The organism is Kordiimonas laminariae (assembly GCF_023008165.1).
Lineage (GTDB): Bacteria > Pseudomonadota > Alphaproteobacteria > Sphingomonadales > Kordiimonadaceae > Kordiimonas > Kordiimonas laminariae.
In genome coordinates, this window is record NZ_JAKQZA010000001.1 from 564951 (window position 1) to 585330 (window position 20380).

The 20380-nt window shown below is 47.7% G+C and carries 21 protein-coding genes; 7 read left to right on the forward strand and 14 right to left on the reverse strand.

Annotated features, from left to right (window positions below; genetic code table 11):
- Positions 1-11: 11 nt before the first annotated feature.
- The 4 genes from MF542_RS02720 to MF542_RS02735 all read right to left on the reverse strand — a co-directional run bounded on the left by MF542_RS02720 (position 12) and on the right by MF542_RS02735 (position 5432).
- Positions 12-1103 carry an efflux RND transporter periplasmic adaptor subunit gene (locus MF542_RS02720; RefSeq protein ID WP_247015691.1) on the reverse strand — a complete coding sequence of 364 codons (1092 nt, stop codon included), beginning with the start codon at positions 1101-1103 and terminating at the stop codon, positions 12-14.
- 13 nt (positions 1104-1116) lie between these two features.
- Positions 1117-4206: an efflux RND transporter permease subunit gene (locus MF542_RS02725; RefSeq protein ID WP_247015693.1), complete on the reverse strand. Its 3090-nt coding sequence runs from the start codon at positions 4204-4206 to the stop codon at positions 1117-1119.
- A gap of 169 nt (positions 4207-4375) precedes the next feature.
- Entirely contained in the window at positions 4376-4807 is a 432-nt protein-coding gene (locus MF542_RS02730; protein WP_247015695.1) for a DUF6491 family protein, read from the reverse strand.
- A gap of 76 nt (positions 4808-4883) precedes the next feature.
- The gene (locus tag MF542_RS02735) at positions 4884-5432 is read right to left on the reverse strand and encodes a hypothetical protein (protein WP_247015697.1); all 549 of its coding nucleotides are present in this window, start codon (positions 5430-5432) and stop codon (positions 4884-4886) included.
- A 22-nt stretch (positions 5433-5454) separates the two neighbouring features.
- Here MF542_RS02735 and MF542_RS02740 point away from each other — a divergent pair, with 22 nt between their 5' ends.
- Positions 5455-5742, forward strand: coding sequence for a hypothetical protein (locus MF542_RS02740; RefSeq protein WP_247015699.1), 288 nt, complete (start codon positions 5455-5457; stop codon positions 5740-5742).
- Positions 5743-5772: 30 nt separating this feature from the next.
- On the opposite strand, the gene MF542_RS02745 is transcribed toward MF542_RS02740, so the two are convergent.
- From MF542_RS02745 to MF542_RS02760, 4 genes are all read right to left on the reverse strand, one after another.
- The gene (locus tag MF542_RS02745; RefSeq protein ID WP_247015701.1) at positions 5773-6183 is read right to left on the reverse strand and encodes a hypothetical protein; all 411 of its coding nucleotides are present in this window, start codon (positions 6181-6183) and stop codon (positions 5773-5775) included.
- 129 nt (positions 6184-6312) lie between these two features.
- Positions 6313-7734: an NAD(P)(+) transhydrogenase (Re/Si-specific) subunit beta gene (locus MF542_RS02750; protein WP_247015703.1), complete on the reverse strand. Its 1422-nt coding sequence runs from the start codon at positions 7732-7734 to the stop codon at positions 6313-6315.
- Positions 7731-8054 carry an NAD(P) transhydrogenase subunit alpha part 2 gene (locus tag MF542_RS02755; protein ID WP_247015705.1) on the reverse strand — a complete coding sequence of 108 codons (324 nt, stop codon included), beginning with the start codon at positions 8052-8054 and terminating at the stop codon, positions 7731-7733. The genes MF542_RS02750 and MF542_RS02755 overlap by 4 nt, the downstream gene beginning before the upstream one ends.
- Before the next feature lies 1 nt (position 8055).
- Complete coding sequence (locus tag MF542_RS02760; RefSeq protein ID WP_247015707.1) at positions 8056-9186, reverse strand: Re/Si-specific NAD(P)(+) transhydrogenase subunit alpha; 1131 nt, start codon at positions 9184-9186, stop codon at positions 8056-8058.
- A 325-nt stretch (positions 9187-9511) separates the two neighbouring features.
- Between MF542_RS02760 and MF542_RS02765 the strand changes: the two genes are divergently transcribed.
- Genes MF542_RS02765 through murI form a run of 3 tightly spaced genes read left to right on the forward strand, consistent with a single transcriptional unit; the run spans position 9512 to position 12455 of the window.
- Positions 9512-10960, forward strand: a complete 1449-nt coding sequence (locus MF542_RS02765; protein WP_425531244.1) for a sigma-54-dependent transcriptional regulator — start codon at positions 9512-9514, stop codon at positions 10958-10960.
- Positions 10961-10967: 7 nt separating this feature from the next.
- Complete coding sequence (locus MF542_RS02770) at positions 10968-11588, forward strand: pyridoxamine 5'-phosphate oxidase family protein (RefSeq protein ID WP_247015712.1); 621 nt, start codon at positions 10968-10970, stop codon at positions 11586-11588.
- 33 nt (positions 11589-11621) lie between these two features.
- The gene (gene murI / locus MF542_RS02775; RefSeq protein ID WP_247015714.1) at positions 11622-12455 is read left to right on the forward strand and encodes a glutamate racemase; all 834 of its coding nucleotides are present in this window, start codon (positions 11622-11624) and stop codon (positions 12453-12455) included.
- Between the two features lie 59 nt (positions 12456-12514).
- On the opposite strand, the gene MF542_RS02780 is transcribed toward murI, so the two are convergent.
- Positions 12515-12823 (reverse strand): DUF2312 domain-containing protein, encoded by a 309-nt coding sequence (locus MF542_RS02780; protein WP_247015716.1) that lies wholly within the window; start codon positions 12821-12823, stop codon positions 12515-12517.
- Positions 12824-12958: 135 nt separating this feature from the next.
- On the opposite strand from MF542_RS02780, the gene glpD reads away from it, so the two are divergent.
- Positions 12959-14452, forward strand: coding sequence for a glycerol-3-phosphate dehydrogenase (gene glpD, locus MF542_RS02785; protein WP_247015718.1), 1494 nt, complete (start codon positions 12959-12961; stop codon positions 14450-14452).
- Positions 14453-14487: 35 nt separating this feature from the next.
- On the opposite strand, the gene MF542_RS02790 is transcribed toward glpD, so the two are convergent.
- Complete coding sequence (locus MF542_RS02790) at positions 14488-14799, reverse strand: DUF1244 domain-containing protein (protein ID WP_247015720.1); 312 nt, start codon at positions 14797-14799, stop codon at positions 14488-14490.
- 10 nt (positions 14800-14809) lie between these two features.
- The gene (locus tag MF542_RS02795) at positions 14810-15577 is read right to left on the reverse strand and encodes an N-formylglutamate amidohydrolase (RefSeq protein WP_247015722.1); all 768 of its coding nucleotides are present in this window, start codon (positions 15575-15577) and stop codon (positions 14810-14812) included.
- A gap of 142 nt (positions 15578-15719) precedes the next feature.
- Here MF542_RS02795 and pyk point away from each other — a divergent pair, with 142 nt between their 5' ends.
- Complete coding sequence (gene pyk / locus MF542_RS02800) at positions 15720-17177, forward strand: pyruvate kinase (RefSeq protein ID WP_247015724.1); 1458 nt, start codon at positions 15720-15722, stop codon at positions 17175-17177.
- Positions 17178-17181: 4 nt separating this feature from the next.
- Here the strand turns inward: pyk and MF542_RS02805 are convergent, their stop codons facing one another.
- Together MF542_RS02805 and ykgO are read right to left on the reverse strand one after the other, a co-directional pair.
- A complete protein-coding gene (locus tag MF542_RS02805) occupies positions 17182-17790 on the reverse strand; it encodes an HAD family hydrolase (protein ID WP_247015726.1) in 609 nt (202 codons plus the stop codon).
- 83 nt (positions 17791-17873) lie between these two features.
- Entirely contained in the window at positions 17874-17999 is a 126-nt protein-coding gene (ykgO, locus tag MF542_RS02810) for a type B 50S ribosomal protein L36 (protein ID WP_191251113.1), read from the reverse strand.
- A 434-nt stretch (positions 18000-18433) separates the two neighbouring features.
- Here ykgO and MF542_RS02815 point away from each other — a divergent pair, with 434 nt between their 5' ends.
- Positions 18434-19558 (forward strand): M14 family metallopeptidase, encoded by a 1125-nt coding sequence (locus MF542_RS02815; RefSeq protein WP_247015728.1) that lies wholly within the window; start codon positions 18434-18436, stop codon positions 19556-19558.
- 27 nt (positions 19559-19585) lie between these two features.
- Here the strand turns inward: MF542_RS02815 and MF542_RS02820 are convergent, their stop codons facing one another.
- Entirely contained in the window at positions 19586-20119 is a 534-nt protein-coding gene (locus MF542_RS02820) for an adenine phosphoribosyltransferase (protein WP_247015730.1), read from the reverse strand.
- Positions 20120-20380: the final 261 nt, after the last annotated feature.

Here is a 20380-nt window from a genome sequence, read left to right on the forward strand (position 1 = left end):
ACAATAATAACTTAGCGGCTGGTTGTTACTTCATCTCGTAGTTTAACCTGTTGCCCGGAGCGCAAGCGTTCACCCCCACGGATCACTACACGATCACCGTTAGAGATATTACCAACAACAGCTACAAGTGCGCCATTTGCGGCACCTGTGCGAACTGTTAACCGCTCTGCCGTATTATCTTCTTTCACTCGGAATACATAAGTACCCTCACGGCGAAGAACCAATGCATCTCTTGGCACAGCCACTACCTGTTCAGGTGCGCTGGACGGCAGGCCAATCTGTACTGCGGCCCCAACAACAAAAGCAGCCCCTTCGGGTACTTCCACGCGAATCTCCATAGTCCGGCTTACCGCATCACCAACAGGGATCAGTGCTCTGATCGTTGCGTCAGAAAAGCTACCTCCCTGACGAAGAGCAACACGCTGATTATCAGAAAGAACACTTGCAAGATTCACTGGTGCCTGAGCACTTACTTCTAAATGACTTGTATCTACAAGACGAACAATTTCACGGCCCGGGGCACTATATTCCCCAGCCTGTGCCAAACGCTCAACAACCCGGCCCGGGAATGGTGCCCGCACTTTAGTTCGGTCAAGATCAACACGGGTTTGATCCAAGTTAAGCTTTGCCTGTGCGAGCTCTTCCTTGGTCATATCAAGCTGGCTTTGCGCTTCATCCACACGGCTTACTGGCGTGTGATTGGTTTCTGCGAGTTCTTTCACTCGCTTTAGATCAGCTTCGAGAAAACGAATCCGTGCTTCAAGCCTTTTGATTTGGGATTTATTTCTTTCCAGTTGAAGCTTAAGGTTCCGGTTATCAATTTCAGCAATTACATCGCCTTTTTGAACAGCGGTTCCCTCAGGTACAACACTCATCACCCGACCAGCAATTTCTGCGGCGATACGGCTATCGTTTCTGCTCACAACTGTGCCCGGCATAAATACCTGTGGCGCCATTACCTCAGTACTGGCCTCAGCAATTTCCACCACCGCGGGTGGTGGCCCATTTTGCGCTATAGCAGGGTTCATTGCCATTAAGCCAATGCCACACAAGATGGCAACCCGGGTCTTCATACGGTTTTGTAATCTGTTCAGAATAGTCATCTTATATCCTCGCTTATTCTGCTGGTTGCAGACTTTTTGTTGGTGCTTCAATCTTGGGAGCTGTCAGGCGTAGCAAGCACGGCAATAGCAACAAGGTGAAGATTGTTGATACACTCATCCCGCCCACAATTGTTGTTGCCATACCACGGTAAATATCACTACCCGCGCCTGGGAACAGTACGAGCGGCAGCATGCCCATAATGGATGTGAGCGTGCTCATGAAAATTGGGCGCAGGCGAAGTGCGAGCGCGCGCTCGATCGCTTGTTCACGGCTCAAACCTTCAGCCTCGCCTGCGCGTGTCTGCGCCACCAACAAGATCGCATTATTCACCACAAGCCCCAGCAAGATGATGAAGCCGATCATTGTCAGGAGATCTAGCGGCGCAAAGTTAATTTGGTTCAATATCCAAAGAGCAAGCACACCACCCATGCTGGCAAGCGGGATCGTAATCACCACAAAGATTGCATCTTTTGGTGATTTGAACAGTGCTGCCAAAATCATAAACAATAAGCCGAGAGCCAAAACAAAGTTGATAGTGAGTGAGCCAACAGCACGGTCAAGCGCATCAGCACTACCACCATAAGAGATGGTCGCATCAGCAGGCAGTAGCGGCCTGATTTGCGGTTCAACCTGCTCTTTCAGGATCGTAACCATATCTTCCAGAGCCATACCATCAGGCTGGTTAATATTGAAAGTTACCGTACGCTTGCGGTCCACACGCTGAATGAAAGTTGGGCCTACACCACGCTCGATATTCACTAACTCGCCAAGCGGTACTATCCCGCCACGTGGTGTTGAAATCGGGATAGATTCAAGCATTTCAGGATCTGTCCATTCCTGAGATTTCAAAATCATATCCACACGACGTTCACCGTCAAAATGTTCACCAAGCCACTGACCATCGCCAAGCGCACGGATAATCCGAGCAATATCATTCCGGCCATAACCTACTTCCGCCAAGCGTCTGTCATTTGGGTTGATTTTCAGTTCAGGTGAAATCACGTTTGGATCCGGGTTCGGGCGTGCACGCGCACCAGGCACAGCCTCGCCGATAATGCGGCCTGCCTGTAATGTTACATCACGTAGCCCATCAAGATCACGGGAATGTATATTCAGTTGAACTGAACCACCGCCACCGAAGCCGCCGAACAAGTTACCTTGCTGCGCAAACGCCTGGACATCAGGGAAACCAGCTAGAATTTCGTTTTGAACGATTTCTTCCAGTTCTTTAACTTTACCTTGGTCTTTCGCACGAACGCCAAGCGATCCACCCTGACCATTCGGGAAAGTAATGATGTAATAGTTTTTGAGCGCAGGCTCTTTAACACCGTCCATATAAGGTTGAAGACGTTCTACGATTACCTGCGCAACCTCTCTGTCCACAGTTTCTGTGTTTGCACCGGACGGGAACATAATGAACGCATCAACCGCATCCCGTTTCACGGGTGGCAGATAATTCAGGTTCGGCAGAAGCGAGTAACTAAGGAATACCGCACCACCAATCAAACCCGTGATGATACCAGCACGGCGCATTGGTGTACCTGTAATACGCATAATGCGCGCGGAGAAACGTTCAGCACGTTCACCGGCATCATCATTTTTAGGTAGTTTTTTTAGCCAGTGCTCGGCAACTACCGGCAGCACAGTCACCGCCACAACAAGCGAAAGCCCAACACCAATTGCAATGGTGAGTGCCAAATCAGCAAACAGTTGGCCTTCCACATCCTTCAGGAACAGGATCGGCACAAAAATAGCCACTGTTGTCGCTGTGGAAGCCAGAAGTGCACCCCAAACCTGACTTGCCCCCATAAGGGATGCCATGTTTGGCTTCTCACCTCGTTCACGGAGCCTTACAATATTTTCCAGCACAACAATAGCCGCATCAAGCACCATACCCGTTGCGAACGCTAGACCTGCAAGCGAGATTACATTCACTGTTCGCCCAAAGAGAGCGAGAACAATGATAGTGGAGAGCAGACAAATCGGAATTGTAAGCGCAATCAACAAGGTTGCACGCACCTGACGAAGGAACCACCAAAGCACGCCAACCGCCAGCAACACACCAATCAACAGGTTGCTGGAAAGAAGGTTGATCGCGCGGTTAATGAATACGGACGGATCAAAAGATTTCTGAATAGAAATACCTTGGTCTGCGAGCATACCTGCATTCAGCTCATCCAGTACCTTTGTCAGTCTATCAATTGTTGCCAGCACGTTCGCACCACTTTCACGCACCACACGCATACCAATGGCTTTGTTACCGTTCTGGTAAACCACCTGAGTAGCATCTGGTGGTGCAACAGAGATCGTCGCGATATCACCAAGTGTCACCGGGCTGCCGTCTCTCCAATCCAGAATAAGTTCCCGGAGTTCATCCGGCTCATAGCGGCCCTGGAAATTCATAAGGTACCGCCTGCGCCCTACTTCCATATAGCCGCCTGAACTATCCACTGTACGGCCGATACGGCGTGTAAGCGTGTTGATATCAATACCCAGCTGAGCGGCCCTTACTGCGTCGAATTCAATCTGCAACTGGTCACCAAGGCCGGCGCCCGCTTCAACAGAAATATCCGCAATACCTTCGATTGCTTCAAGACGCGGAACAACTTCATCCTCGATGAAAGGAACATATTCCTCTTGGCGAAGGGCACTTCCCTCACGGAACTGTGTGAACAGATAAATAAGTGTTTCAGAAGCTGGGCCACCGCCACCATTCATGACCACACGAGGCCTGTCTGCGTCCGCTGGAAGTGGTGGTAATCGGTTAAGACGACTGATCACTTCAATAAGTGCATGGTCCATATCTGCTTCAAGGGTAAACTCAAGCGAAACAAAGCCAAATGAAGGGTTCGAGAAGGAGCGCATTTCCTCAAGCCCCGGCACGCCCTGCATCACTTCTTCAATTGGCTCGATGATTTCTGATTCTATCTCAGACGGACTGGCAGCACGCCAGAAAACCTGTACGCCCAGTTGCGGACGTTCGATAGCAGGGAACAGTTGAACTGGCAGCTTGGTAAGCATAACGCCCCCAAGAACCAGTGCGATCATAGCAAGCACGATAACGGCTGCTGGATTCTTCAAACTTTTTTCGGTGAGCTGCATGATTTACCTCGCGTCAAATGGCTTTTTAGCTCTTTGAAACGGGTATGCGCCTAATTGCTGATTTAAGAAATTCTTATGCGCTAAATGGAAAGCAAAGTGCGATAGAATGTAACATCTTTATACCAAAGATCATACGTTCAAACTAAAGTGACACCCCTTTAGTTTATCTTTATTTATCGCCGTTTTCCTCTTTTGGTTTCCGTATATATTCCTGAAATTCCCCAAGGCTGCAGCTTGCCCAGGTTTGACCAAAAGAATCGAGGACAGAAATAACTTCGCCGCGGCAAAGCTGCCCGGTATGGCTGCGATAAGCAAAGCGTTCTTCAGAAAGCAGTCGGGGGCACTTCCTACTCATTTTATTCACATACCCACGTCGCCCGGTTGCGCGAAAAAAAATGGTTTGATCATCAAGAACCTGAGTATCGCGAATCTGGGAATAAGACACACATTTGCGCATTTTACCCGTAGGCTGATAACGCTCATTCAGTTTAGCCACACGTTCTGCCGTCAACTTTTCCTGCCGAGATTGTTTCTTATCATCGGCTGCATGAACAGCGCCGATAAGCATCACTCCCAGAGCAAATATAAAAATTAAAGACAAGGCTCTCATCACAGATCCCAACACAGTTAACAAACCTAACCTAGCGATGTAGCATTAATATTGGCTGAACAGCGGTTCATACCAATTTATCCATTTCCTGCTGCATGCGTAATCTCAGGTCTGCCCCCAAGTTTGCTAGGGCAATCTGCTCACTTTTCCCAACGGTTTCAAGCTTATCATCAAAAGCAAGGCCGTGAACCTGCGCAATCTGTAGTAAATAGGCAACAAACGCATCGGCCCGTGCTCGAATGATCCACTGAAATGGTTTTGTTGGAGCACCCTGTTCGGAACAAGCCGTAGAAAATTCAGCCACCAAGTGCGGTAGAAGAGCATCGCCGATTGTTTTCAGGCCAATACAGAAAGCTTCAAATGGTGGCAGCTCATCAAGCCCTTCCACTCGCGGCATATCCTGCTGGCAGGATGCAATAGCCTCTAGTTCTTCCACCATTTCCTGCAATTTAGCGTCAAGGCATCTTGCAATTTCATCAGCAACCGATTGTTCGGCAGGTGATAGAATCGAGCGGCCAGAAGCCTCCAAACCACGCAGGCTTGCGCTCAAAAAATCAATTATCGACGCTTGTTCTATCATGCCATCACTTTCTATTTGCCATAGTTCTATAGCCATATGTGGGGATTTCAGCAAGGAAATGCAGCGCTTTAGACCGATCTGTCACAGAGAGTTTAAAAAAAATGTACTTTTTTCATTTTTGCGATTGATTATTAATATCATGCGTGTTTATATGATTTTGCAAGCGACGCAATCAAGGGAGCTGAACTTGCACGCCGGACCTGACAGCGGCGTTAATACCATAGGTGGGTTCCTGTTGGCCCTGGATATCCCACCGCTCTCCTTTTGTTTTCCTAAGGCAAAAGACAAGGCCGCTTCCACGCCATGGGAAGCGGCCTTTTATTTTGTATATTGGCCAACACAATGAAAATGCCCCCGTGTACTTAGCAATGATACCTTAAGGGCTGTTGTAATGAGTGGCAGGAAAGAGGTATTTTCGCCCATTATTTTGGACAAGTAGAAGTCCCTCTGCATGCCATTCCATCATTCTAATTTCCTGACTTTCAAAAATTTTTATAATCCCGCCAACACCAAACCGAAACACGCCTCTAGATGAAATCCGGATATGAGCAAAGCAAGTATGGATAATAAACCCGTATAATATCCCTAGAAACACTACAAAGAGTGCTCCTGCGTACAGATATTGAACATTCCCCCACCCGCTAAAATCATATTCAATAAAGTTCTCAAAAGGGAAAATGCCAAGAATTATCCCAAGCATACAACCCTGTACTATTGTGCCTAAAAATCGGCGTAAAGGCTTACGATACAACACTATATTGATTTTCTGCAGGTCCATTCCCATCATCACGACCTATCATCTTTATACTTTAAGCAAACCTAAGCTGTCGTCTTTGGCAAAGCAATTCTTCATATATTCAAACAATAAAAAACGGGGCAAAAACACCCCGCTTTCCTAGTTTCATCCTAAACGCACTTAGTTCAGAGATTTCACAATCTCTTCCACCATCTTCTTCGCATCTGCAAAGAGCATCATGGTGTTATCCCGGAAGAAAAGTTCGTTATCCACACCAGCATAACCGCTTCCCATAGAACGCTTCACAAACAATACTGTGCCTGCTTTTTCCACATCCAGGATAGGCATACCGTAGATGGCGGATTGAGGATCGGTTTTCGCGGCCGGGTTGGTTACATCATTTGCACCAATCACAAACGCCACATCTGCACCAGCGAACTCGCTGTTGATATCCTCAAGCTCAAACACTTCATCATACGGCACGTTGGCTTCCGCAAGCAGCACGTTCATATGTCCTGGCATACGGCCTGCGACAGGGTGAATAGCATAAGAAACCTTCACACCTTCCGCCTTCAGCATATCAACCATTTCTTTGAGAGCATGCTGTGCCTGCGCTACCGCCATACCGTAACCCGGCACAATGATAACCTTACCAGCGTTCTTCATAATGAAGGCTGCATCATCAGCGGACCCTTGTTTCACAGGGCGCTGTTCACCGCCACCTACGGCAGCAGCCGCGCTATCATCAGCACCAAAACCACCAAGGATCACAGAGATAAAGCTGCGGTTCATGCCTTTACACATAATGTAAGAAAGGATGGCACCGGATGAGCCCACAAGAGCACCCGTTACGATAAGCGCTGTGTTTTGCAGCGTAAATCCAATACCAGCTGCAGCCCAGCCAGAATATGAATTAAGCATGGAAACCACCACTGGCATATCAGCACCACCAATTGGGATAATCAGCAGGAAACCGATAACAAAACTTGCTGCAATGATATACCACATCAGCATACCGCCACCGGATGCTGCACCACTGCTCATAGCAAAGGCAGCAATCATACCAATAATACCAAGGCCAAGTACCGCATTAATCACATGGCGACCCGGCAGCATAATCGGTGCACCAGACATAAGGCCCTGAAGTTTCGCGAACGCGATTATAGAACCAGAGAAGGTAATTGCGCCAATCGCTGCACCAAGGGACATTTCAATCCGGCTGGCCATGAAAATCTGGCCAAGGCTATCGGTAATACCGAAAGACACAGGATTAAGGAAAGCCGCAGCAGCCACAAGAACTGCAGCCAAGCCAACCAAGCTGTGGAAAGCTGCTACAAGCTGCGGCATTGCTGTCATGGCAATACGGCGAGCGATGATGAAGCCGATTACACCACCAACAGCGATGGAACCAATGATCCAGTCATAGGAAACCACCTCTGGGTTCAACACCGTGGTGATAATGGCAATCGCCATACCAATCATGCCGTAAGTGTTACCTTTGCGGCTTGTCTCCGGGCTTGAAAGCCCTCGAAGTGACAGGATGAAGAGAACAGCAGCAACAAGATATGCAACGGCTGTTAAGTCAGCATGTAACTGGTTCATTTGTCACCTCCCTTACCTTCGGAAGGCTTTTTCTTTTTATACATGGCGAGCATGCGCTGGGTAACCGCAAAACCACCAAAGATATTCACCGCTGCAAGCGCAATCGCGATTGAGCCAAGAATTTTGGAAAGTGTCATGCCCTCAGGGCCAGCAGCGATAAGCGCACCCACGATAATCACACTTGAAATAGCGTTTGTTACCGCCATCAACGGCGTGTGGAGAGCCGGAGTTACGGACCACACAACATAGTAGCCCACGAAAATAGCCATCACAAAAACAGTGAATTGCTGAATGAATGGATTTACGAGAATTTCATGCATGTTATGAAGCCTCCTGAAGGCGTTCGCTTACCACTGCACCGTCTTTGGTAATCAGCGATTCAGCAACAACTTCATCTTCAAAATCAATTTCAAGCGCACCTTCTTTCACGTGGGGCGTGATATAGTGCACAAGGTTACGGGCATAAAGCGCGGACGCATCTGTCGCGAGGCGCGACGGCACATTAAGGTGCCCGACAATTTTCACGCCGTGGGCTTCCACAATCTCACCGGGTTTCGATAAGGCACAGTTGCCGCCCATTTCCACGGCTAGGTCAACAATCACACTGCCCGGCTTCATGGTTTTAAGCATTTCTTCTGTGATAAGCTTAGGCGCCGGACGTCCGGGGATAAGTGCTGTGGTAATTGCAATATCCTGCTTCGCCAGCGTTTCAGCGATGAGCGCAGCCTGCTTGGCTTTATAATCGTCACTCATTTCCTTCGCATAACCGCCAGATGTTTCAGCAGCAGCTGTTTCTTCATCCTCGACCATCACGAAGGTACCACCAAGGCTTTCTACTTGTTCCTTGGCAGCCGGGCGCACATCCGTCGCACTTACAACCGCACCAAGGCGTTTTGCTGTAGCAATCGCCTGAAGACCTGCAACACCTGCGCCCATCACCATTACCTTGGCTGGGGCAACTGTACCTGCAGCCGTCATCATCATCGGGAATGCACGGCTAAATTCAGCAGCTGCATCAAGCACCGCTTTATAGCCTGCGAGGTTTGACTGAGATGACAGTACATCCATGGACTGCGCCCGTGTAATACGCGGTACAAATTCCATAGCAACCGCCATCAAACCAGCCTCTGCGTATGCTTTCACACGGTCCTTTTCAACAAACGGGTTCAAAACGGCAAGCTGAAGTGCGCCTTTTTTGGCTTTTGCCGCATCTTCTGCTTCAATGCCTTGAACGGAAAAAATAACATCAGCGCCATCAAGAGCTGATCCGATATCAGCAGAAATGGTGGCACCAGCTTCTTTAAATGCATCATCAGGGATTGATGCTGATTGGCCTGCCCCGGCTTCTACATGAACATCGAAGCCAAGGCCTTTGAGTTTTTTAATCGTCTCAGGAGTTGCTGCGACACGCTTTTCAGCCTCTCGCTTCTCCCGAACAACCGCTAACTTCATTGGGTTTTCTCCAAAATAAACGGTTAATATCAATCAATTAAAGGCTCTCCGGCTCCAGCATTAGTTATTACTGATTATATGCCCCCTCTGACGGGCCTTCAGCGCCTTGCACTAGTAGGTAATGCAAATACCTAATTGAGCAACATAATTTCATAAACAAGGGTATCATCTTATCAAAAAAAACACATCACTGTGATCGACTTGCACGATTACATGCTATTTTACGCTACGTCACAAACGCATACACATTAATACAATAAGATGTTTGTTTACTATGTCCTGAAATGATACACCTTGAATATTCTTTTTATTTGGGGGCTTTATGCTGGGTAAACGTGTTTTAATTGTTGAAGATGAGCTCACTCAACTTGCGCTTCTTGAAGGGGTTATTACCCGCGCAGGTTACGATGTGGAAAAAGCCATGTCAGGCAGCGAAGCCATTAAACGCCTTAACACGAGCCCTGCACCACACATTGATATTATGCTACTTGATCTTGTAATGCCGGGCAAAAGCGGTATTGAAGTACTTGGTGAAATCAGGCCGAAATTCCCCAATTTGCCAGTGATTATGCTAACGGCGCATTCCTCTATTAATACAGTAGTGGACGCTATGCGAGCAGGCGCCAATGATTTCATCGTAAAGCCTGCCAGCGCTGAACGTATTCGTTCAGCTATGGAAGCGTCTCTGAAAACCACAGCACTCGTTGGTGAAATCGGCCCTATGCAGGAAAGCATTGGCCCGCTTTCTTTCGATAATCTAGTAGGTGATAGCCCTGCCATGCAGCGGGCAACAAAGCTTGCACAAAAAGCAGCCAAAGCAAGTATTCCTGTGCTTATCGAAGGGGAATCAGGGGTTGGTAAAGAAGTGTTTGCTCGCGCTATTCATGATGCAAGCGACCGGTCCGGCAAACCATTTGTTGCAGTAAACTGTGGCGCTATCCCTGAAAATTTGGTGGAAAGTATTTTGTTCGGGCACGAAAAAGGAGCTTTCACCGGCGCGACCGAAAAACGTCTTGGTAAATTCCAGGAAGCAAACGGCGGCACTCTGTTTCTTGATGAAGTTGGTGAACTTCCCCTTGACATTCAGGTGAAACTCCTCCGCGCTTTACAGGAAAAAGAGATTGATCCAGTAGGCGGAAAACAGTCTATTAAAGTGGATATAAGGGTCGTTTCGGCAACGAATCGAAACTTGGTTGAACGCATCAGTGAAGGCGCGTTCAGAGAAGATCTTTTCTACCGGCTGAATGTTTACCCCATTCTGCTGCCCCCACTTCGGGAACGTAAAAGCGATATCCCGGCCCTTACAGACCATTTCCTTGAAAAGATTTCTTCCATGGAAGGACTTGACCAACGCAGAATTTCTGCAACGGCTCTGGCCGCGGTTTCAGCCTATGATTGGCCCGGCAATATCAGGCAACTTCAGAATATGTTGTTCCGTGCGGTCATCTTATCTGAAGGTGATGTGCTTACCCCAGATGATTTCCCCTCTCTGTTTGCTGACACTCAGCAAAATTATGTTCCTGAAGTAAATATAGCCCAGCCTGCGCATTACGCACCCGCGCCGCAAATGATTCCACAATCAGGTCAAACTGGCGCCACACTTTTCCTTCACACAGAAGATGGACATATGAAGTCCCTTGAGGAACTGGAAGCTGCAATTATTGCAGCAGCGCTCGAGCGTTATGACGGCCGTATGGCTGAAATTGCGAGGCGCTTAAAAATTGGACGCTCCACCTTATACCGCAAAGTTGCTGAATACGGTTTAGATAAGTGAGAACGATGTGACAGACACACATAAAATTACAACGCTGGAAGAATTACAAACCCTGTACGGCCAGCCAGCACAAGCATCACTTGATAAAGAAACCGATCACCTAACGGATACATATAAAAAATGGCTGGAGCATGCGCCTTTTTATGCTTTTTCCAGTCAGGGTGATGATTTTCTGGATTGTTCACCTCGCGGGGATAAGCAAGGCGAGCTTTTTAAAATAGCTGACCCCAAAACTATCATGCTCCCTGATCGGCGAGGCAACAACCGCATTGATACACTCAGGAATATTATTAAAAACCCGAATGTCGCTTTACTTTTCCTTATCCCCGGCGTTGGTGAAACACTGCGTATTAAAGGTAAAGCAACCATCACGGCTGATCCCAAATTGCTGGAAAACTTCAGCGAGAATGGCAAACCACCAAAAACTGTTATCATCGTGAAAATCGACAAGGTATATTTTCAGTGTGCGCGAGCCATTAAACGCTCTGCTCTTTGGGAAAAGGTACCTGAAGATAATCTTGATACTGTTCCAACCGCTGGTCAGATGATAAAAGCCACTGATCAAAGTTTTGATGCAGAAAGTTATGATGCCATTTTGCCTAAACGGCAGGCAGAAACACTCTATTAACAGCGCACAGAAAACTTAGGGGAAGCTCATTATATGATTGGTGTATTTGATTCAGGTTCCGGCGGTATCACAGTTCTTGATGCACTTACCAAACGCCTGCCTGATCAGGATTTTCTTTATCTTGGTGATCACGCCAATGCACCATACGGCCACCGTACAAGCGAACAGATTGTGGAGATGACCAAAACTTCTGTCGATTACCTCATGCGGGAAGGGTGCTCGCTTGTACTGCTTGCGTGTAATACTGCCGCCGCCGTTGCGCTCCGCACGCTCCAGCAAAACTGGCTCGAAACCGCTTACCCGGGCAACCGTATCCTCGGCGTACTTGTGCCAATGGTTGAAGCTCTCACCGGCGTGCCGTGGTCACAGGAACGCCCTCATGCGGATGATAACAGGAATCACCGCATCACCCTTTTTGCCACGCGTAAAACCATTGAAAGCGGCGCTTATGTAGAAGAAGTGCTAAAGCGCGCACCACAAATCAAGCTAACAGGAAAAGCCTGCCCAGGCTTAGTAGACGCTATCGAAGGCGGCGCTGGCGACGCCCCTCTTTCCGGCCTTATATCCGGTTTTGTATCTGAAACCCTTGAAACTAACCCTGATGCTGTGGTGCTAGGCTGCACACATTTTCCGCTGGTGAAGCATTATTTTGAAACTGCACTACCAGATCATGTTTCTCTCTATAGCCAGCCAGAAATTGTCGCAGATTCGCTCGCGGATTACTTAAAACGACACCCACATTTCCACAGCAAAGGCCAAGGCAATATTCGCCTACTTACAACAGGGGATCCAAAAGCCGTGAATAAGACCAACCTGTTCTTGCCCAATCACTTGAATCAATTTCATCAAGCGAAACTGAACGTATAAAAAAGCCACTCTCCATTTCTGAAAAGCGGCTTTTTTTAAATTATAGCAAATAACAAAGATTATTCTTCGTCACCCGCGCCTTCATTAGCTTCGCCAACACCAGTACCAGCTGGTTCAGGGCGCATGCCGCCTTCAATAGCGTGCATATAAACATCTAGAAGCGCTTCTTGTTCCTGTCGGTCCGCCTGATCCATCTTGCGCAGTGAAATTACTTTACGCATGATTTTCACATCGAAGCCAACAGCCTTAGCGCCTGCGTAAACTTCCTTGATATCTTCTGCGATACCTTTTTTCTCTTCTTCCAGACGCTCAATACGCTCAATAAATCCGCGCAGCTGTTCACCAGCAACACCACCTGCTTGAACCATTCGGTTAACTCCCTTGGGTAATCTCAAAATTGGCAGCACTATAGGCCTCCACCCATAGCGGTTCAATCAAGTTTTTTGTTTACCGAAATTTGTAATGAAGGCAGAGTATATCACCGTTAAGGGGCTTATGAATTTATGCATTCTATATCAGATATTTTTGTAGTTGGTGGGGGTATAAACGGGGCAGGAATTGCGCGCGATGCAGCAGGCCGGGGGCTTAAGGTCACCCTCGCTGAAAAAGATGATCTTGCCTCGCATACATCTTCAGCCAGCTCCAAACTTATCCACGGCGGCTTGAGGTATCTTGAGCATTATGAATTTAAATTAGTAAGAGAATCGCTTATTGAGCGGGAAATACTGTTGCAATCTGCACCGCATCTTATCAGGCCTATGCGGTTTATTCTGCCACATCATAAAGGCCTGAGGCCCGCATTTATTCTACGGCTTGGTCTTTTCCTTTATGACTATATCGGCGGCAGAAAACTTCTCCCCCCTACAGAAGTAAGAGCGCTTAGGAAACACACCAGTGGTGCGCCCCTTAAGGAGCGCTACACAAAAGGTTTTGAATATAGCGATTGCTGGGTGGATGACGCACGTCTTGTTGTGCTTACTACCCGAGACGCTGCAGATAAAGGAGCCAATATCCTAACGCAGCATGAAGTGATTAAAGCCACCCGAGAAAACGGGCTTTGGCACATAACCGTGCGCAACAGCCAAAATAAAGAAACTACATACAGGTCGAAAGCTCTCGTGAATGCAGCCGGCCCATGGGTTGATGATATCGAAGCAAAATCTTTCCCCGCACCTGACAGCCGCAAAAACATTCGCATGGTGAAAGGCAGCCATGTTATCGTGCCGAAAATCTATGATGGTGCTCAGGCTTACACATTTCAGGGGAGTGATAACCGTGTGGTGTTTGCCATTCCTTACGAAGAAGATTACACCCTTATCGGCACAACGGATGTACCTTTTGAAGCTGACCCCAATTCCGTGGAAATTAACGACACAGAAAAAGAATACCTGTGCCAGCTAGCCAGTGATTATTTCCGACGCACCATCAAACCAGAGAGCATAGTGTGGAGCTATTCAGGTGTTCGTCCCCTCGTTGATGACGGTGAGAAAAATGCCTCAAAGACCACTCGGGATTATGTGCTTGAGTTAGATACAAAAGAGAATGCCCCGCTTCTCAGCATATATGGCGGTAAAATAACTACCTTCCGGCACCTGGCCGAAGAAGCACTGGAAAAACTGAAACCTCTTCTCGGGTTTGATAAAGGCACCTGGACCAAAGATGCCCATTTGCCTGGCGCTGTTGGTCTTAATTATGCGGATATGGATTTCTTCAACACTCGCATCAAGCATGATTATCCCTTCCTGCCGCGCGCCCTTCGCCTAAGATTCATTGAAGCATACGGCAACGATATCCACAGCATCCTCGAAGGTTGTACTTCTATAGAAGACATGGGCAAGCATTTTGGCGCCTGTCTTTATGAGGCAGAATTGAAGTTTATGCGGGACAGAGAATGGGCCACTTGCGCTGAAGATGCGCTATGGCGCAGGTCAAAATTAGGGCTGCGTTTAACCGCTGCTGAAATCGAAGGCGTGAAAAACTGGTTTCAGGGTAAATAAAAAAGGCCGCCGATGACGACCTTTCCTACATTCAATTAAGCTTCACCGCGTGCTGCTTTATTTTTCGCAACGCTTTCATTCATCAATGCGAGCTGTTCTTCAGTTGCAGGCGATTGATATGCCTTTTTATACTCACCATAAGGCATACCGTAGATACGCTCACGCGCTTCATCTTTGCTCACGTCAACACCTGCGTCCGCCGCCGCTTCAGCATACCAATCAGATAGACAATTACGGCAAAACCCGCCATATCCCATCAAATCGATATTCTGTACATCTTTGCGGTCATCCAGATGCTTCAGGAGCCGGCGAAATACTGCTGCTTCAATTGCTTGTTCTTTACTCATTTATCTGCTCCTAAAAATATTCACGTTTCATGAGATCAGCCCGCCCCATACATTCATCAAGGCATTCTGCAAGTAGCGCTGCCCACTGGGTAACCATGTTATCATCCGCAAGCAAATCCTGCCGGATTTCAATAGTCGTTTGCGGCAAACCACGATCAGCCCCATGCCGCTGCATGGTATAATAAAGGTCCTGCCCTGAATATGGCTCATTATCCCCAATGGTAAGATCTGTCTCACGTTCAAGAAGGCCGATCATCGCTTGCGCGAGCCGTTGATCCTTGTTCCACAAGAAACCGATCTGCCAAGGCCTGTCGAAACTATCCATATGCGGTGTGAAACTGTGCATACCAATCACGATCGGGTTAACGCCCGCTTCCAGGTGCCGTTCAATCACTGCATCTGCTGCTTGGTGGAACGGATCATAAAACGCTTCCTTACGGTTTTGAATATCTTCAACACTCAGGTTTTGGTTTCCCGGAATGAGGGTGCCATCACTTTCAAGTGGAATAAGCGTGTTGTGATCAGGTTCCCGGTTAGCATCAAGTACAAGCCGCGAAGCCTTAGCAACTACGGCAGAAACACCCATCATTTCGCACATTTTGCGAGTAACAGCTTCCGCGCCAATATCCCATGCAATATGACGCTTCAGTTCTTCAGCAGGCAATCCCAGATTATTCAAATCCGCAGGGATATGATTGCTGGCGTGTTCACACAAAATTACCAAATTTTCCGTAGCGTCAGGATTGATGATTTCTGGCGCGTATGCTGCTACAGTCATGAGAAGGGCCTAACATATATGATTATTTAGTTTCAGTTGAAAAAATAACTGGACCTTTCACAAGGTTTAAAGCAGCATGCGCAAAAATTAAAGCCCCCATATGCATGCAAGTTGAACTATAACCCCCTTTCTGGAGGCAACATTGACCGCCTATACCCATACTGAGTTTTCCGCATTCCGACGTGAGCGTAAAACTCGTATTGTCGCCACCCTTGGCCCAGCATCAAGTTCTCATGAACGTATTAAAGCTCTCTTTGAAGCAGGTGTTGACGTATTCCGCCTGAATATGAGCCACGGTGACCATGCTGGCAAAGAAGACCTTGTAAAGATTATCCGCAGTGTTGAAGAAGAAGTTGGTCGTCCTATCGCCATTCTTGCAGACCTGCAGGGCCCAAAACTACGCTGTGGCACGTTCGCGGATGGTAAAGTCCTTCTTGAAGAAGGCCAACGTTTCACGCTTGATCTTACCGATGTACCAGGCACGAAAGAACGTGTTGGCCTACCACACAAAGAAATCTTTGATGCAATCGAGGTTGGCACAAACATCCTTCTTGATGATGGTAAAATCCGCCTTGAAGTTACTGAAATCGAAGACGGCAAAGCCCACACAGCTGTGCTTGTAGGTGGCTACCTTTCAGACCGCAAAGGCGTGAATGTTCCAAATGCGGTTCTCCCGCTTGCTGCCCTCACAGAAAAAGACCGAGCTGATCTCGCATTTGCCCTAAAAGCCGGTGCTGACTGGATTGCACTTTCCTTTGTGCAGCGCTCTGCCGATGTTGCGGAAGCGAAAAAACTGGTTGGCGGCAAAGCTGCCGTTATGGCGAAGATTGAAAAACCAGCAGCTGTTGATGCTCTTGATGAAATCATCGAGCTTTCAGACGGTGTGATGGTGGCCCGCGGTGATTTGGGTGTTGAAGAACCTGTTGAAAAGGTTCCGGGTATCCAGAAGAAAATTATCCGTAAAGCACGCCACGCTGGCAAGCCTGTTGTGGTTGCCACACAGATGCTCGAATCCATGATTCAGTCACCTGTACCGACACGTGCGGAAGTAACTGATGTCGCAACAGCTGTTGCAGATGGTGCGGACGCTGTGATGCTTTCTGCTGAATCAGCTGTTGGTGATTTCCCATGTGAAGCGGTAGCTGTAATGGACCGGGTAGCAAAGCGTGTGGAAGCAGAACCAGATTATATGGCCACAGGTCAGGAACTGGCGAATGCCAATTCCCGCACAGAAGATGCGATTACAGCAGCTGCACGTCAGGTTACTAAATCAATCGGTGCTGAAGCAATCGTAACTTTCACCACATCTGGCGCCACAGCGATCCGAGCATCACGTGAGCGCCCAAGTGCACCAATCCTTACACTAACACCAAGCACACCTATCGCGCGCCGCATGGCGATTGTATGGGGCCTGCATACGGTGAAGACCAAGGATGTAGATTCGTTTGAAGAAATGATTGGCAAAGCTAAGCGCATGGCGCTGCGTAGTAACCTTGCCAAAGCTGGTGACCGCATTGTGGTAACCGCTGGTGTACCATTCGGCACACCGGGCGCTACAAACGTACTGCATATTGCATGGGTGGATGGCAGCGAGGTTTAACACCTTAAAGCAGGCCTCTCGCCTCCAAATCAGCAAGTAATTTTGCAGGGTCAGTAAAATGATGGCCCTGCATTTTTTTTGCCTCAGCGGCTTCCACATTCTCCAGCCGATCATCCACATAAAGAGTGGCTTCAGCATCAAGGCTGTATCGGTCTATAGCGATTTGGAAAATAGCCGGGTCAGGTTTCACAAGCTTTTCCTCACCGGAAACCACAACACCTTCAAATAAATCTGTAAAAGCATATTCGCGGCAAAAGGGAGGCCATTTCTCCGCAGAGAAATTTGTAAGCGCATAAACACGGATGCCTCGTTCCACGAGTCTCTCAAGGATATGGACTGTTCCGTCTATCTGGCCACTGATGGTTTCTGTCCAGCGGGTATCATATACTTTGATAAGGTCTTCATACTTAGGGAAGCGCATAGCAAGCTCTGAAGTGCCTTCCTTGAAGCTTTTACCCCTATCATGCTCCGTGTGCCACTCAAGGGTCACCACGTCCTTTAGAAAACGATCTAATTCATCGCCATCAGGAATAAGCTTCTCATAAAGGAACCGAGGGTCCCAATGCACAAACACATTACCAATATCAAACAGTACAGTTTTAATAGCTGCCATTGCTCAACCCCACAAACACAAAAACCGCGCAACTCTACATGAGAGTGCGCGGTTTAATCAATAATGCTCTGGCTAGTCTAGGATTAGCCTTGGCGCGCTTTAAAACGACGCTGAGTCTTATTAATTACGTATGTGCGGCCCTTACGACGAATCACACGGCAATCGCGGTGACGAGACTTTAGGGACTTCAGGCTGTTGCGAACTTTCATAGCGCGGGCCCTTCCTTAAACCAGTTAACAATTACACCGACCCAGAAAACCGGGAATCGGCGGGAACAACGAATCTGTTATTCCTCGAATCCATTGGCGGCGGAACATAAGGGGGGATGCCCAATCTGTCAATAGGTTGCGCCCTGTTTCATAGAAGAAAATAGCACTTTCAAAAGGAAGGCGCTTCCCGCCTTGGCAGAAAGCGCCTCAAATTCCCCTGTTAGATAGCAAGGGTAGTCCTCTCACGCATATGCGTCAGTAAGATGATAGTACAGTATCTGTACTAATTTTTCACGTTTTTTCGATACGAACCTTAGCGTTTCCCTATGGTTTCCGTTAAGGTTCACAAACTTGCTGATTGACCAAAGCCCCTAAAAGGCGATAGGCAAAGGCAAATTACATTTATTGAGAAACCAAGCTCAGGAGCCACAAGCATGCTTATTTCAAGTGCGTTTGATAGTGGAAATATCGAAATTATTAAGGCGGATGATCCGTCAGATGTGCGACTCGCAATTCGTAAGGACAATAATTCCGATTTTTATCAGTGGTTCCACTTCCGTGTTTCCGGTGTGGAAGATACCCCTTGCAAGCTTACAATCGAAAATGCAGGTGGGGCAGCTTACGCAGAAGGCTGGGAAGAATATAAAGTTTGCGCTTCCTATGACAGAGAAAGCTGGTTCCGCATTGAAACCGAATATGACGGCACCGCCCTTTCATGGGAAATTGAGCCAGAGCAAGACAGCCTCTATTTCGCATATTTCGCGCCGTTTTCCATGGAACGCCATTCGGATATGGTCGCAGAAGTTTCAGATAGCCCACTTGTTTCCACAAGCGTACTTGGCCACACACTAGACGGCCAGGATTTAGACCTTGTAGAAATTGGCTACGGCCCTGAAGGCCGGAAGAAAGTATGGCTTATCGCCCGCCAACATCCTGGTGAAAGCATGGCAGAATGGTGGATGGAAGGTGCCTTTGATTATCTTCTTGATCAAGATAACCCAGTTGCCACAGCTCTTCTCGAAAAGTGCCATTTCTATATTGTGCCTAACATGAACCCAGATGGTTCAAAACGCGGTCATCTGCGTACGAATGCAGCTGGTGCCAACCTGAACCGTGAATGGGCAAACCCAAGCATGGACCGCAGCCCGGAAGTTTACCTTGTACGTGAAAAGATGGCAGAGACAGGTGTTGATTTCCATCTGGATGTACACGGTGATGAAGCACTGCCTTATAATTTTATCGCAGGCTTCGAAGGCATTCCTTCGCTTACAGAAAAACAGATGAAACTTCTGAAAATGTATCAAGATTTGCTTTGCATCATCTCGCCAGATTTCCAGCAGGAATTCGGTTATGACGTTGATGCCCCGGGTTCAGCAGACATGAAGAAATGTACTGATTATGTGGCTGAAACACATGGCTGTTTGGCAATGACTTTGGAAATGCCATTCAAAGATAATGATGACCTACCAGATCCAGAATTTGGCTGGAGCCCACAGCGTTGCCGCCATCTGGCACGCGCATGTATTGATACACTCCACCATATGGCAGATGAGCTATAAGCTTAAAATAATTTAGAAAAATCAGCCTTAGTTAAATTGGCTAAGGCTGAAAACTTCATAGCCATCGCTTTCAAGCGCATCATGGCCGCCCAGATTCGCTAAATCGACCGCGAAGGCGCACATAACAATCTCACCGCCAATACGCTCAATCAGCTTAACGCCAGCTTTTGCTGTACCACCAGTTGCCAGCACGTCATCCACGAGAAGAACACGCTGCCCTTTTTGGATTGCATCGCTGTGAATTTCTAAAATTTCCTCACCATATTCCAGTTCATATGCTTCAGAAATGGTATCAGCAGGAAGCTTCCCTTTTTTCCGGATAGCAACAAAACCGCACCGCAGGCGATCAGCAAGCGCGCCACCAATGATAAAACCACGTGCATCAATACCAGCCACCGCATCAATACGGTACCCAGTTAGCTTTTGCTGAAACTTATCCAGCAGTAAGCGAAAACCTTCCGCATCAGCAAACAGGCTTGTTACATCTTTGAACTCAATGCCCGGCTTTGGGAAATCCGGGATCGTGCGGATATATCCATCAATTCGTTGCTGTTCTATCACTTGCTGTCTCACTCATCATTACAGTTATTACCGCCTCAGTTCTTGATGCTGAGTTCCCATTAACTTTTGCTTACTCCACCCACAAGAATGTGTATTGCATTCGCAAGGGCAAAACTAAACAATCTCAAAAAACAGCGATATTTTTCCAATCGCACCCTAAATAAACTTTAGAATAGAGGCTTTCTAAACTGTTATCTATAAACTGATGCTACACATTTATTTCACAAACCCGTGTGTAAGCGCGCGCTTATTATCACCTAA

Excerpts from the sequence above, each read along its gene's own strand:
- MF542_RS02720 (WP_247015691.1), bottom strand. The coding sequence starts at position 1,103 with ATGACTATTCTGAACAGATTACAAAACCGTATGAAGACCCGGGTTGCC.
- MF542_RS02725 (WP_247015693.1), bottom strand. The coding sequence starts at position 4,206 with ATGCAGCTCACCGAAAAAAGTTTGAAGAATCCAGCAGCCGTTATCGTG.
- MF542_RS02735 (WP_247015697.1), bottom strand. The coding sequence starts at position 5,432 with ATGGCTATAGAACTATGGCAAATAGAAAGTGATGGCATGATAGAACAA.
- MF542_RS02740 (WP_247015699.1), top strand. The coding sequence starts at position 5,455 with ATGCAGCGCTTTAGACCGATCTGTCACAGAGAGTTTAAAAAAAATGTA.
- MF542_RS02745 (WP_247015701.1), bottom strand. The coding sequence starts at position 6,183 with ATGATGGGAATGGACCTGCAGAAAATCAATATAGTGTTGTATCGTAAG.
- MF542_RS02750 (WP_247015703.1), bottom strand. The coding sequence starts at position 7,734 with ATGAACCAGTTACATGCTGACTTAACAGCCGTTGCATATCTTGTTGCT.
- MF542_RS02755 (WP_247015705.1), bottom strand. The coding sequence starts at position 8,054 with ATGCATGAAATTCTCGTAAATCCATTCATTCAGCAATTCACTGTTTTT.
- MF542_RS02760 (WP_247015707.1), bottom strand. The coding sequence starts at position 9,186 with ATGAAGTTAGCGGTTGTTCGGGAGAAGCGAGAGGCTGAAAAGCGTGTC.
- murI (WP_247015714.1), top strand. The coding sequence starts at position 11,622 with ATGATTGGTGTATTTGATTCAGGTTCCGGCGGTATCACAGTTCTTGAT.
- MF542_RS02780 (WP_247015716.1), bottom strand. The coding sequence starts at position 12,823 with ATGGTTCAAGCAGGTGGTGTTGCTGGTGAACAGCTGCGCGGATTTATT.
- glpD (WP_247015718.1), top strand. The coding sequence starts at position 12,959 with ATGCATTCTATATCAGATATTTTTGTAGTTGGTGGGGGTATAAACGGG.
- MF542_RS02790 (WP_247015720.1), bottom strand. The coding sequence starts at position 14,799 with ATGAGTAAAGAACAAGCAATTGAAGCAGCAGTATTTCGCCGGCTCCTG.
- MF542_RS02795 (WP_247015722.1), bottom strand. The coding sequence starts at position 15,577 with ATGACTGTAGCAGCATACGCGCCAGAAATCATCAATCCTGACGCTACG.
- MF542_RS02805 (WP_247015726.1), bottom strand. The coding sequence starts at position 17,790 with ATGGCAGCTATTAAAACTGTACTGTTTGATATTGGTAATGTGTTTGTG.
- ykgO (WP_191251113.1), bottom strand. The coding sequence starts at position 17,999 with ATGAAAGTTCGCAACAGCCTGAAGTCCCTAAAGTCTCGTCACCGCGAT.
- MF542_RS02815 (WP_247015728.1), top strand. The coding sequence starts at position 18,434 with ATGCTTATTTCAAGTGCGTTTGATAGTGGAAATATCGAAATTATTAAG.